This window comes from Micromonospora phytophila (assembly GCF_023656545.1).
GTDB classification, from domain to species: Bacteria; Actinomycetota; Actinomycetes; order Mycobacteriales; family Micromonosporaceae; genus Micromonospora; species Micromonospora phytophila.
In genome coordinates this window covers 1-11946 of record NZ_JAMOKF010000160.1, presented here as the reverse complement: position 1 = coordinate 11946, position 11946 = coordinate 1, and the positions used below count along the sequence as shown (strand labels likewise).

Sequence of the window (11946 nt, the reverse complement as noted above, 5' to 3'; positions counted from 1 at the left end):
CCCGGCCAGCAGCCGCCCGGACCCGCGCCGGGCCAGCTCCCGGACCGCATTCACCCGCTCCGGCGCCACGGAGAGCACGGTGCTGGCACCGGCGCTGACCGCGATCGCCGGACGGAGCCGCCCGTCCCACGCCGGTCGGGCCCGGCGGTGCGAGGCGACCACGTGCAGCCCGGGCCCCGCCGGCCACTGCCCGAGCCAGCTCGCCAGGTGCAGGTGGAGCCGCCGGTCGAGCATCGACTCACCTCCCTGCGGTCGGGCCCGGGGCCGGCGGAATGCCGCGGCCGGCGGGTGGCGCCGGGCGGGCTGCGCACCGGTCATCGTGGTGGGCCGGCCCGCGGTCCGCCGCGGCCGGGCCCGTTCGCCGATCACCGTACGCCGGGCGGCTCCCGCCCGGCGTACGGATCCGGTCAGTGGTCGGCGTGCCCGACGTGCCCCTCGTGCCCGACGTGATCCTGGTGACCGGCGTGACCCCGGTGCCCGTCCTCGTGGCCGGCGCCGTGGTCGTGGTCCACCGTCGCGTCGCCGTGCCCGCCGTGGTGGTACCGGTGGGTCACCGCGTGGCCGCGGCCCCGGGCGATCAGGGCCCGGTTGACCGGCACGGTGACCACGAAGGCCACCGCGAGCGCCCCGGCGAGGCTGGCCCAGAACACCACGCTGGTCAGGCCGGCCTCCATCGCGCCGGGGATGGCGAGCATGACGCCGTTGTCGACCACCTCCATCACCGCGATGCTCACCGTGTCGGCGACCAGCGCCACCTTGATCGCGGTACGCAGCGGAACGCCGGAGCGCAGCACCGGCCGGACGGTCAGCGCGTAGCCGAAGAGGAAGGCCAGGCCGACCGCGAGCGCGATGGTCGACAGGTCGGACCAGCCGAGGGCGGTGCCGATGACCATGCCGAGCACCTCGCCGATGGCGCAGCCGGTGAGGCAGTGCAGGGTCGCCGTGATCGCCAGCCGGGTGAGATTCGCGTTCGCGTTCGCTTCGGTCATGCCGCAGACCATATACCCCCTAGGGGTATCTTCTCAAGTGGCGCGCGCCACCCCGCAGACGTAAGAAGCTCGCAACAGTCACCGCGGGCACGCGTGGCTAGGCTGGGCCGCACGAGGGAGGTGCCCGGGTGACGCAGCGGGTGCTGGTCGTCGACGACGACCGGACGGTCAGCGACGTGGTCTGCCGCTACCTGGAGCACGCCGGCTACCAGGTCGCGCACGTGGGCGACGGCGCAGCGGCACTGGCCGCCGTCGCCGCCGAGCCACCCCACCTGGTCGTCCTCGACCTGATGCTCCCGACCGTGGACGGGCTGGAGGTCTGCCGGCGCCTGCGCGCCCGACCGGACGGCGTACCGATCATCATGCTCACCGCACGCGGCGACGAGGCCGACCGCGTCCTCGGCCTGCAACTGGGCGCGGACGACTACCTGGGCAAGCCCTTCTCCCCCCGGGAGCTGGTGCTGCGGGTCGGCTCGGTGCTGCGCCGCGCCGGCGGCGAGCCCGCCGGGGCGCTGCCGGAGGTGCTGGCCGACGGTGGCCTGGAGGTGCGGACCGGCCCCCGGGTGGCCCGGCTGCACGGCCGCGAGCTGACCCTCACGCTGCGCGAGTTCGACCTGCTGACGCACCTGATGCGGCACCCGGCCCGGGCGTTGCGCCGGGCCGAGCTGTTGGAACGGGTGTGGGGCTGGAACTTCGGCGACCAGTCGACGGTGACCGTCCACGTGCGGCGGCTACGGGAGAAGATCGAGGTCGACCCGGCGAACCCGCGACGGATCGTGACCGTCTGGGGCGTCGGCTACCGCTACGAGCCGACCGATGCGTGACCTTGCGCTGATCTTCGCGGCGGCGCTCGGGGCGGCGCTCTGCGTCGGCGCGGTCGGGGCGCTCGCCCTGCGGCTGCTGCGCGGGCGCTCGATCACCGCGCACATCGTCGCCCTGCTGACGGTGACGGTGACCGCGGTGGCGGCCGGCGTCGCGGTCATCGCCGAGGCGATGTTCCTCTCCGCGCACGACCGGGACGTCGTGCTGATCACCCTCGCCGCGGCGGCGGCGGTCAGCCTCGCCGTCGGCTGGCTCTTCGGCCGCCGGCTCGCCGCCGCCGCCGTCTGGGCCGACCAGGCGCGGCAGCGGGAACGCCGGATCGAGCAGGGCCGACGGGACCTGGTCGCCTGGGTCTCCCACGACCTGCGCACCCCGCTGGCCGGGCTGCGGGCGATGGCCGAGGCGCTGGAGGACCGGGTGGTGCGCGACCCGCGCACGGTGGCCGAGTACCACCGCCGGATCCGGGTGGAGACCGACCGGATGACCCGGCTGGTCGACGACCTGTTCGAACTGTCCCGGATCAACGCCGGGGCGCTGCGCCTGTCGATGTCGGCGGTGCCGCTCGGCGACGTGGTCTCCGACGCCCTCGCCAGCGCCGAGCCGCTCGCCGCCGCCCGGCGGATCCGCCTGGAGGCCGCCGAGTCGGGTTGGCCCACCGTGCTCGCCAGCGAGCCGGAGCTGGCCCGGGTGGTGGGCAACCTGCTGCTCAACGCGGTCCGCTACACCCCGGACGACGGCACCGTCCGGGTCGACGCCGGGCACGACGCGGGCACCGCCTGGCTGGCCGTGGCGGACACCTGCGGCGGGATCCCGGAGGCGGACCTGCCGCGCCTGTTCGACGTGGCGTTCCGGGGCGAGCCGGCGCGCACCCCACGGACGGGCAACGGCGCGGCGGAGGGGTCGGGCGGGCTGGGCCTGGCGATCGTGCGCGGGCTGGTTGAGGCACACGGCGGACGGGTAGACGTACGCAACGTCGCCGACGGATGCCGCTTCGAGATCAGGTTGCCGGTCGCGGGAACCTGAGGCATCGATCGACCGTCATATCTATTTCCATACATGGACACCTTTCTCTGGGACGGTATGGGCATGCCGAATCAGCCGAATGACCGGTACGAGCAGGACACCGAGCGACTCTGGCGGAGCCCGGAGGCCGCCGGGAGGTTCCCGGCCCAGCCGCCGTACCGGGGCAGCCGGACCACCGCCGGCGCGAACGCGCTCGGCTGGGGCGAGCTGAACAAGCTGCCCGCCGGCGCCTCCACCAGACGCGGCCTCAACACCCGCTGAGGCGTCCGGACGACCGTCCAGGGCGGGGTGGCGACACACCCGGGCGGTCCAGCGAGGGCTTTCGCACACCTGTCGGGTAATTTCTTCTGGTCCGGAATCCCGGCCTACGACAGGAGAAGCTCCGCGCATGGGCAAGAAGACGATCCACGTCTCCGACTTCAGCGGCACGGTACTGCAGCCCGACGGCGAGGTGGTGCGCGTCGTCGTCCTGGAGCACCCTGACCTGGTGGCCGGGCCCGTGCAGCTGGACGCCACCCCGACCGAGGTGGAGAACATCGACGACGCCGCGCTGGACGTCGCGGTGGTCGAGATCCACGACCGGCACGGCGGCGGCGAGCCGCGCCGGGTGGTGCTGACCGCCAGCGAGTTCGACGCGATGGCCACCGACGTGCCGATGGCGCAGCTGCTGAGGACCGCCGAGCGGGTCCGCCCGCCCAAGGCCCGCAGGAGCGCCGAGAAGATCGACTACGGCACCCTCGAGCACGCGGGCAAGCCGCACCGGGGCCGGGTGACCGAGGAGGAGGCCCGGCTGGTGCGCGAGCAGCTCGACGAGGTCAACAAGCGCCTCGCCGACGCCGGGATCCGCCAGATCGACCCGGCCGACCCGGAGCACGCCGCCCGGTACGGCTTCCCGACCGCGCCCTGACGCTCACTCCTTGGCGGCCTGCACGGCAGCCCGGATCGCTTCGGCGATCGCCGTTTCGGCGGCGCCCTTGTCGACGCCGAGGCCGGTGAGCACGCCGTCGCCGTCCTCCTGCTCCAGCAGGGCGAGCAGGATGTGCTCGGTGCCGATGTAGTTGTGCCCGAGTCGCAGCGCCTCCCGGAAGGTCAGCTCCAGCACCTTCTTCGCCGGCACGTCGTACGGGATCAGGGCCGGCACCTCGCCGCCGGACGACGGCGGCAGCGCGGCCGTCGCGGCCTCGCGTACCCGCTCCAGCGGCACACCCGCCGCCACGATCACCTTCGCGGCGATCGCCTCCGGTTCGGCGAGCAGGCCCAGCAGGATGTGCTCGGGGCGGATCTCGGCGTGCCCGCCCGCGCGCGCCTCCTCCTGGGACATCATCACCACGTTGCGGGCGGGCAGGGTGAACCGGGCGAAGCCCTGCTGCGGGTCCAGGGGCGCGTCGGTGGGCTTGGGGACGAAGCGCTTCTGCGCCGCCTGCTTGCTCACGCCCATGCTGCGGCCGATGTCGGTCCAGGAGGCTCCGGAGCGCCGGGCCTGGTCCACGAAGTGGCCGATGAGATGGTCGGCGACGTCACCGAGGTGCTCGCCCACGACGACCGCGTCGGCGAGCTGGTCGAGGACGTCGGGGCGTGCCTTCTTGATGCCCTGGATCAGGTCGTCCAGGCGTACGGGGGTGCTCATCTGAGTTGGTTCCGTCATGCGTCAACCATAGGTTGACGACCGAGCTGCGTCAACCTCTGGTTGACGAGTCGCGCACCTCAGGGAAGATCGACCAGCTCCGGCGGCACCTGGAAGGTCAGACCGACGCTGTTCATCCGCTCGGTGAGCGGATGGCCGTCGGCGGTCGGCAGGAGGAAGTGGGGCCGCGCTCCGGTGGACAGCTCCCGGGCGTACTGCTCACGGGCCTCGACGAGGGCCTCCCAGTCCGACAACCAGGTGGCGGTGGGAACGTCCTCACGCAACCGCTTCTCCCCCAGCCCACGGACCCGCGCGACCAGGTCCGTCACCGCGGCGTTCTGGCCGCGGATGGAGCGGACCTTCACCTCGGCGGCCACGCCGGACGGCACGGCCTCGGCCACGACACGGGCGCGCATCGTGGCGCACGCCCCCTCCGCCGCCTGCGCGACCTCCGGCGTGTCGATCAGCTCGATGCGATCGTGGCGGGTACGCGAGAACGCGAACAGCGCGACAGCGGCGAGGCACAGGGCGGCGAACACGACGCCCCCGGTGATCACGGCGACGACCCAGGTCGGCGTCCGGGGGCGCGGTGGCGCGGGACGGCTCGACGGCGGGCAGGGGAAGGCCACGGTTGCATCCTGGTGGCGCCGGGCGGGGGTGACCACCCCTGAAAGGGCATCTGGGCACCCACCGTCACGGTGGCCCCATGTCGTTGCGTCACCCGGTGGAGCGCCTGGACGCCCACCCTCGCTGGTGCAGCCTCTCGAACCCGTCGAGCAGCAGGTCGACCGCGAACTCGAACTCGAACTGGTCGTCGCAGCCGTGACCCACGACCGAGCCTTCGTCGTGGGTCACGGCCATGGCTATCTCCGCGATGTGCGGATACCTGGCGGCCAACTCGCGGAGCGTGGCTGTCTGCGTCGCCGGGTCAGCGGGTAGCGGTGAGGCGGGAAACAACTCCTGGGTGAAGCCCCACATGCGGCTGCCGAGAACGTGCATCACGTGGTGGGTGAGGTCGACGGAGAAGCCGCCGGAGCGGAACATCCCGACGATCGAGTTCATGTAGTCCAGCACGACGGGGGTGGGCTGGGGACGGGACTCGATGACGCGCGACGCCCAGGGGTGTCGCAACAACACGGCTCGGGCCGACAGGATGCGCTGACGGATCGCGACCTTCCAGTCGGCATCGCGGACCGGTGGATCGATCTCACCGACGACGACGTCCACCATGCCGTCGAGGAGCTGTTCCTTGTTGGCCACGTGTTTGTAGAGCGCCATCGGCACCACACCCAGTTCCTGGGCGAGGTTGCGCATACTCAGCGATTCGATCCCGGCCTCGTCGGCGAGCACGACGGCGGCGCGCAGCACGCGGTCCCGGTTGAGGGGGGCCCGACGCGGACCGTCCACCTGCTGGGCCATCGCGATCGCCTTCCTCTCGGACACTTGCCGACCGACACCCCGACGCTTGACGGTGTACGCCGTACACCATACTCTGACGCAGCGGTGTACGCCGTACACCTTCATGTCGTTCAGACATGGCCGGCCGAAGGACGGGCCGGAATGATGAAGGGACTGCGCGTGATCTCCTCCACCAAGCGAGAGTGGCTGGTGCCCGTAGGACTGATCATGCTCAGCGCCGTTCCGGTGATCGCCGGCGCCGCCCGGTTCGCCGAACTGACCGGTGGTGGTGCGACGGTCACGCCGCACAACGCCCGGTTCTTCGCCTCGCCGGCACCCGTGCTGGTGCACATCGTCGGCGCCAGCTTGTACTGCCTGCTGGGCGCCTCCCAGTTCGCCCGCGGCCTGCGCCGCCGCAGGCCCGGCTGGCACCGCGCCGCCGGCCGGCTGCTGATCCCCCTCGGGCTCGCCGCGGCACTGTCGGGTCTGTGGATGACGCTGTTCTATCCCCGCCCTCCCATCGATGACCAACTCCTGACCGGCGTCCGGCTCGTATTCGGCTCGGCCATGATCGGCTGCATCGTCCTCGGCGTCGCCGCCATCCGGCGCCGGGACATCGCCCGTCACCGTGCCTGGATGGCCCGCGGCTACGCGATCGGTCTCGGGGCAGGTACTCAAGTCCTCACCCACCTGCCCTGGATTCTGCTGGTCGGCCAACCGGACGGGCTCGGCCGAACGCTGCTGATGGTCGCAGGCTGGGTGATCAACCTTGCCGTGACCGAGTGGGCGCTCCGCAAGCGCCCGGCCAAGCCAACCCGGACCGCGAGGACAGCACCGACCCGCGTGGACGTTCCTGCCAACCGGTGACGGCGAGTTGCTGATGGCCGAGCCCAGGGAAAGCCGGTGTCCGCGTCCGGGGTCGACCCGCCCGGCGCAGCGGGATCGCGTCGCGGGTGAAGGCCTCTGCTACTGGTGGCCAGCCACGCCCGACGGATCGTGGCTGGTGGCCGCAACGTCCCGGGACACGCAGTACACGTCGCCGGAATTCGCGTCGTGCGGCAGCGCGAGCAGGTGTGCCGCCATGTCGTCCGCGGACATCCAGCGCTGGAACGTCATCGACTTGTCGTCGCCCAGCGCGACGTCGAAGCCGTCGAAGCCGAGCGCGGTCAGGCGGTCGAGACACCGGTGGGCCACCGCGCGCGCGATCGTGGTGAACTCGAACGAGAGGGCAGGCAGCGGGCGGCTCAGGCCGGCCAGCACCGCGTCCTCGAAACCCTCCACGTCGATCTTGGCGAAGGTCGGCACGCCGTACCGGTCCATCAGCGCGTCGAAGGTGACGACCGGGACCTCGATCTCCGAGTCCCACACCTGGCCCTCCCACCCGCCCGCACCTTCCGCCGCCCGGACGAAGTGGGAGGAGGCGGTCGACACGGTGGGGTTGGCGGAGTTGACATGGAAGCGCACTCTTGCGGCGACTGCGCCGCACGCCGCCTCGACCACCGTGACCTGATCGTCGCCAGCGTAGATGGCACGCAGGGCGCGCAGGCAGACCGGCTGCGGCTCCACGGCGACGACCCGCGCCCCGAGGCGGCGGAAACTGCCGATGTGGTCACCCACGTGGGAGCCGATGTCGAAGACGAGGTCCCCGCTCGTGACGAAACGGGAGTAGAAGGCGTCCATCTTCGCGTCGCGCTCGGGGTCTCCGTAGTAGAAGTCCAACGACCGGCGCAGGAGGGCCGTGGCCGGATCGTTCCTGAGCGCCGCGATCCTGCTGGCGAACGTGTCCGTCATCTATCCGTTCAATCCGTGAGGGGGGCGGGAGGTCGGCCGGGCTCACGGCCCGAAGGCGGTCAGGAACCGATCCCGGAAGGCGTCCATCCGCCAGACCGGAGCCTGCGGGCCGGGCTTCAGCCCGTCCTGCCAGCCCCACCCGGAGATCCGGTCCAGCACGGCCCGGTCGCGGGTGATGATCGTGATCGGCACGTCGTGGCTGGCATTCTGGCCGGTGATCACCGGGGCGGGCTGGTGGTCGCCGAGGAAGACGAACACCAGGTCGTCGTCACCGTAGGTCTCCACATAGGAGATCAACGTGCTCAGCGTGTACTCGATGGAGCGCCGGTAGTCCGCCCGGATCCGGGTGGTGCTGCGCCGCGTCGCGCCCTTCGCGCCGCCAGCGGCGTCGCGGAAGATCGCGCCGTCACCGACGTCGGTCCAGTCGATCAACCGCGGGACGGGCGTCCAGGGGGAATGACTCGACACCAGCGCGATCTCCGCCATCACCGCCGGGCCGTCCTGCTTCGCCTGCTCCAGTCGCTGCCAGCTGGACAGGGTGTACTGGTCGGGCATCGTGCCGAAGCTGAACTTCGGGCCGCGGTAGGCGAGCGTGTTGGCGTCGTAGAACCGGTCGTAGCCGTAGAAGGCCCCCTCCGGCCACGCCCTGGTGACGGCGGGCATCACACCCACGGTCTGCCAGTCCGCCCGCCGGAAGGCGCCGCCCAGGGTCATCCGGTCGCTCGCCAGCAGGGTGCGGTGGCGCTGGTCGTTGTCGATCCAGAGGCCGGAGAGCAGCGTGGCGTGGGCCAGCCAACTGCCGCCGCCGAACGTCGGCGAGGTGAGGAAGCCGCTCTGCGCGGCGAAACCGGCCGAGCGCAGCCGGCTGGTCCCGTCGTCGAGAACCGCACCGACCTGCGGCGCGAACTCCGGGTCCTCGACCGCGTCCCGGCCGTAGCTCTCCACGAAGGCGACGACCACGTCCTTGCCGCGCAGCGCCGTCAGCAGCTGGTCGCCCGGCGTGTCCCGGAACGCGTCGGCCCCGATCGCGGCGGAGAACGTCTTCCGGTCGTTCAGACGCAGGCGCACCTGGAACCCGTGGCCGTTGGCCAGCGTCGTCGCCGAGGTGTCGGCGACCGGTACGCCCGGAGCCACCTGGACGCCGAACGCGGCGCACGCCACCCAGACGACCACCATCGCCGCGACGACCCGGGTGGTGCCGGTGTGGTGCCGGACGACCAGGCGACTCAGCCGCAGCACCGACAACGTGACCAGGACGGGCAGGGCGACGGCGACCAGCGCCAGGCCGACAGCGGCGCCGACCGCGCCGGGCCGGCCGAACGACTCGGAGACGAAACCGAACGCCTCGTCGAGCAGCGCCCAGTCGAGCACCAGATCGAAGGCCCGGCTGAGCGATGCCGAGAACGCCAGGTCGAGCAGCTTCAGCACGCCCAGCAGGCCCAGGGCCACCCCGGCGAGCGTCGCGACCAGCCGACTCCCGCGGGGTGGCAGTGCGAGCAGCAGGGCGACGACCAGCAGCGCCTCCAGGGGGATCCGCACGAACGCGCCCGGCGTGAGGCGGCCGAAGTCGTACGGCGCGGTGAGCGCGAGCAGCACCAGCAGCGCGGCCAGGACGGTCGCCAGCCGGGACCGGACGGAATGCTTCGTCCGGCCCGCGGCGCCGGGGCCGTCGTCGGCGGCACCGCCCGGCGTACCGCCGAGGTTTTCGCCCGCCGCCGGGTCGTCCCGCACCGCCCTCCGTCGCTGGGTCGGCAGCCGGCGTACCCGAGTCAAAAGCGACAACTGGAGCGTCCTTCCGGGTGATCGTGGTGGCGCAGCATCGGGGCGCGGGCTCAGACCCGGACGATCCGGTCCCGGGCCGCGGTGACCTTCGGCCGTTCGTGCCACGGCGGCTCACCCGTCGTCCCCTCGGCCGGCCCGCCCCGCGCGGAGCCGGTGTCCTGGTAGGCAGGGAAGCCCTGGATCCCCTGGCCGGGCAGACGCCCCGAGTGGGCCAGCGTGCCCGAACGGATCGGGATCTCTCGCGTGCCCAGGTAGGCCGGGGTGTCCTGGCCGGTCGAGGCCCGGCGGGCGCGGCGGGTCGTCCACAGCCACCCGACGTCGCGGCCGAACGACTCGACGAGCAGCGCCAGCGACACCACCAGCACGGCGATCGTCACCGGCCTGTCCAGCACGTCGGCCATCACCACCATCAGGAACACACCCTGGGTCGCCGCGACGACCTTGCGCCAGTAGCGCGGCGGCAACGAGCCACGCATCCACGGCAGCACCCAGCTCGCGGCGACGAAGGCGTACCGCATCGCGCCGATCGCGAGCACCCATCCGCCCGCCGACGGTGCCACGTGGACACATAGCACCAGCACCAGGAAAGAGTCGATCTCCATGTCGAAGCGGGCGCCCAGCTCGCTGGTGGTGCCGGTACGTCGGGCCGTGTACCCGTCCACCGCGTCGAGCGCCAGCGCCACGGCGGTGAGGGCGCCCATCAGCGCGACCGGTGCCGGCCGGTCGAACGACTCCGCCGCCAGTGCCGTCACGCCGCCGACGAGGATCGCCCGGCCCAGGGTCACCCGGTCGGCCGGGCCGAGACCGCGCGCACCCGTTCGGGTCAACCCCCGGCTGAGCAGGGCGCACAGGACCACCCCGTACCCCAGCCCCGCCAACCACCCCGCCGCGCCGAGGCCGACCGTCCCGGCGAGCACCGCCAGCAGGACGATCTGCACGATCAATCCGATTACCGGACCAGTTCGAACCGTGGGCATCCTGCCTCCGTGACTCTGGTTTGCGACCCTGACCATCAACACGGGAAATACGGCCGATCGGTTCGTTCTGAACGCGGATCAACAGGAGATCGTGGCCGCGAAGGAGGAGATTCCGGTGAACGCGGCGATGGCTGAGCAGTGGCGGGCGTGGTCGGCGTCATCGAGGTAGTGGCGGACGGTTCGAGTCCGGGCCGCTGTCCACCAATCCGCACGTCAGTCGTTGCGGACGGTTAGGCCCAGGGCGGTGACGGCGAGCTGGGTGAGGTCAGGAAGCTGGCCCTCGGCGAGGGTGACCCCCGACAGGTTGTCCAGTGGCGCCTTGAGCCCTCGGAGGCTGCTGGACCGCAGGTCAGCGCCGTCGAGGTGGCAGGAGTTCAGCTCCAAGCCGGCGAGGTCGCACAACCGCAGCGCGATTCCCGGAAGTCGGCAGGTGGACCAGGTGCTGTGGGTGAGGGTGCAGTCGGTGAAGGCGACCGAGCCGGCGGCAGTGACACGCTGGAAGGTGGCATAGTCGAAGCGGCAGCCGTCGAACAGGACGTCCTTGAGGCGTACGTCGGTGAGTCTGGTGCCGGTGAACCGTGAACCGGTGATCGCACACCGCTCGATGGTGATGCCGGTCAGGGTGGCACCGGAGAAGTCGGTGCGGGTGACTTCGCAGCCGTAGAGGCTGCCGGCTTCCCAGGTGCTCTCGCTGAGGTCGCCGCCGGTGATCCGGCTGCTGCGGATGCGGCAGTCCTCCAGCCGCACACCGCGCCACGATGCACCCTCGACGGAAGCCTCGGTGAGGCCATCGGCCAGTTCGGTCACCCTGTCGAGGTCGTCCGGGTCAAGGTCCGGCAGCAGGATCTTCACGTCGCCGACCGTCGTGGTGCGCATGTCTCCTCAACCTGTCCGGGCTTGGGGTGGGCACGCCACCCCCTCATCCGATCGTTCCGCGTGTCGGCGGGTTGCTGCTCGCACGGCGCCTCGGGCTTCATGGTTGGTCAATGGTTAATGACGTTTCACGGCGTCTTGTGCCCCGTGTGTGCCCGGCCCCTACAGCGGCAGGAGTCGCCCTAGCACCCATAGGATGCCGCCCATGCGACGTCTTCTCAGGGTGGCGGGGGCGCTGTTGGGCATGGGGACTGGCGACGGGCTGCACCGTGGACGACCATGATGCGCCGCAGCCGCCGGAGGAGATGTCGCGGGACCGGACGCGGGCGATCGTACGGGAGGTCGCCGCCGACGCCGCGCGGAAGCAGTTCGGGGCACTGCCGGCACCGCAGCGCGAGTTCGAGTCCCCGTGCGACAGTGCGCGATGGTTCGACGTCGATCGCGCCTACGTCATGCAGGCCGTGTGGGAGCTGCCGCTCGCACCGGAGGATCACGAGCGGACCCTGCTCGCGCTGTACAAGAACTTTGTTAGGACCTCTTAGAGCCTGGTAAATAAGGGGTTCGGGGTGTCGGCGGATCGCGCAAGAGATTGATGATCGCGCTCGTTGCCGGCGTGGCGGCGTGACATGGTGAAGGGCCTTCGGTACGAGCAAAGGCGACTAAACCA

13 protein-coding genes and 2 pseudogenes are annotated in these 11946 nt (G+C 71.6%); 6 read left to right on the top strand and 9 right to left on the bottom strand.

The genetic code is table 11. The features are described 5' to 3' along the window. Both NCC78_RS18855 and NCC78_RS18850 read right to left on the bottom strand, forming a co-directional pair. A pseudogene (locus NCC78_RS18855) lies at nucleotides 1-234 on the bottom strand (GNAT family N-acetyltransferase); the annotation flags it as partial. 173 nt (nucleotides 235-407) lie between these two features. Then, nucleotides 408-989, bottom strand: a complete 582-nt coding sequence (locus tag NCC78_RS18850) for a DUF4396 domain-containing protein (protein ID WP_250795969.1) — start codon at nucleotides 987-989, stop codon at nucleotides 408-410. A gap of 128 nt (nucleotides 990-1117) precedes the next feature. Between NCC78_RS18850 and NCC78_RS18845 the strand changes: the two genes are divergently transcribed. The 4 genes from NCC78_RS18845 to NCC78_RS18830 all read left to right on the top strand — a co-directional run bounded on the left by NCC78_RS18845 (nucleotide 1118) and on the right by NCC78_RS18830 (nucleotide 3741). Beyond that, a complete protein-coding gene (locus NCC78_RS18845; protein WP_250795968.1) occupies nucleotides 1118-1813 on the top strand; it encodes a response regulator transcription factor in 696 nt (231 codons plus the stop codon). Beyond that, entirely contained in the window at nucleotides 1806-2834 is a 1029-nt protein-coding gene (locus NCC78_RS18840) for a sensor histidine kinase (protein WP_250795967.1), read from the top strand. Before NCC78_RS18845 ends, NCC78_RS18840 begins: the two co-directional genes overlap by 8 nt. 33 nt (nucleotides 2835-2867) lie before the next feature. Next, entirely contained in the window at nucleotides 2868-3095 is a 228-nt protein-coding gene (locus NCC78_RS18835; protein WP_250795966.1) for a DNA repair protein, read from the top strand. A gap of 127 nt (nucleotides 3096-3222) precedes the next feature. Then, nucleotides 3223-3741 carry a hypothetical protein gene (locus NCC78_RS18830; protein WP_250795965.1) on the top strand — a complete coding sequence of 173 codons (519 nt, stop codon included), beginning with the start codon at nucleotides 3223-3225 and terminating at the stop codon, nucleotides 3739-3741. Between the two features lie 3 nt (nucleotides 3742-3744). Here the strand turns inward: NCC78_RS18830 and NCC78_RS18825 are convergent, their stop codons facing one another. From NCC78_RS18825 to NCC78_RS18815, 3 genes are all read right to left on the bottom strand, one after another. Further along, nucleotides 3745-4479 (bottom strand): Clp protease N-terminal domain-containing protein, encoded by a 735-nt coding sequence (locus NCC78_RS18825; protein WP_250795964.1) that lies wholly within the window; start codon nucleotides 4477-4479, stop codon nucleotides 3745-3747. 59 nt (nucleotides 4480-4538) lie between these two features. Further along, nucleotides 4539-5087, bottom strand: coding sequence for a hypothetical protein (locus NCC78_RS18820; RefSeq protein ID WP_250795963.1), 549 nt, complete (start codon nucleotides 5085-5087; stop codon nucleotides 4539-4541). Between the two features lie 88 nt (nucleotides 5088-5175). Further along, nucleotides 5176-5877: a TetR/AcrR family transcriptional regulator gene (locus NCC78_RS18815; RefSeq protein WP_250795971.1), complete on the bottom strand. Its 702-nt coding sequence runs from the start codon at nucleotides 5875-5877 to the stop codon at nucleotides 5176-5178. A 189-nt stretch (nucleotides 5878-6066) separates the two neighbouring features. On the opposite strand from NCC78_RS18815, the gene NCC78_RS18810 reads away from it, so the two are divergent. After that, entirely contained in the window at nucleotides 6067-6723 is a 657-nt protein-coding gene (locus tag NCC78_RS18810) for a DUF2306 domain-containing protein (protein ID WP_308220924.1), read from the top strand. A 99-nt stretch (nucleotides 6724-6822) separates the two neighbouring features. Here NCC78_RS18810 and NCC78_RS18805 read toward each other — a convergent pair whose 3' ends face one another. The 4 genes and pseudogenes from NCC78_RS18805 to NCC78_RS18790 form a co-directional block, all read right to left on the bottom strand. Further along, nucleotides 6823-7647, bottom strand: a complete 825-nt coding sequence (locus tag NCC78_RS18805; RefSeq protein ID WP_250795960.1) for an FkbM family methyltransferase — start codon at nucleotides 7645-7647, stop codon at nucleotides 6823-6825. Between the two features lie 42 nt (nucleotides 7648-7689). Continuing rightward, nucleotides 7690-9429, bottom strand: coding sequence for a sulfatase-like hydrolase/transferase (locus tag NCC78_RS18800; protein ID WP_372495158.1), 1740 nt, complete (start codon nucleotides 9427-9429; stop codon nucleotides 7690-7692). A gap of 257 nt (nucleotides 9430-9686) precedes the next feature. Then, nucleotides 9687-10406, bottom strand: a pseudogene (locus NCC78_RS18795) (CDP-alcohol phosphatidyltransferase family protein); the annotation flags it as partial. A gap of 213 nt (nucleotides 10407-10619) precedes the next feature. Next, nucleotides 10620-11282: a pentapeptide repeat-containing protein gene (locus NCC78_RS18790; protein ID WP_250795959.1), complete on the bottom strand. Its 663-nt coding sequence runs from the start codon at nucleotides 11280-11282 to the stop codon at nucleotides 10620-10622. Nucleotides 11283-11548: 266 nt separating this feature from the next. Between NCC78_RS18790 and NCC78_RS18785 the strand changes: the two genes are divergently transcribed. Further along, nucleotides 11549-11821, top strand: a complete 273-nt coding sequence (locus NCC78_RS18785) for a hypothetical protein (protein ID WP_250795958.1) — start codon at nucleotides 11549-11551, stop codon at nucleotides 11819-11821. The last annotated feature ends 125 nt before the right edge of the window (nucleotides 11822-11946 follow it).

Excerpts from the sequence above, each read along its gene's own strand:
- NCC78_RS18850 (WP_250795969.1), bottom strand. The coding sequence starts at position 989 with ATGACCGAAGCGAACGCGAACGCGAATCTCACCCGGCTGGCGATCACG.
- NCC78_RS18840 (WP_250795967.1), top strand. The coding sequence starts at position 1,806 with ATGCGTGACCTTGCGCTGATCTTCGCGGCGGCGCTCGGGGCGGCGCTC.
- NCC78_RS18835 (WP_250795966.1), top strand. The coding sequence starts at position 2,868 with ATGGACACCTTTCTCTGGGACGGTATGGGCATGCCGAATCAGCCGAAT.
- NCC78_RS18830 (WP_250795965.1), top strand. The coding sequence starts at position 3,223 with ATGGGCAAGAAGACGATCCACGTCTCCGACTTCAGCGGCACGGTACTG.
- NCC78_RS18825 (WP_250795964.1), bottom strand. The coding sequence starts at position 4,479 with ATGACGGAACCAACTCAGATGAGCACCCCCGTACGCCTGGACGACCTG.
- NCC78_RS18815 (WP_250795971.1), bottom strand. The coding sequence starts at position 5,877 with ATGGCCCAGCAGGTGGACGGTCCGCGTCGGGCCCCCCTCAACCGGGAC.
- NCC78_RS18805 (WP_250795960.1), bottom strand. The coding sequence starts at position 7,647 with ATGACGGACACGTTCGCCAGCAGGATCGCGGCGCTCAGGAACGATCCG.
- NCC78_RS18790 (WP_250795959.1), bottom strand. The coding sequence starts at position 11,282 with ATGCGCACCACGACGGTCGGCGACGTGAAGATCCTGCTGCCGGACCTT.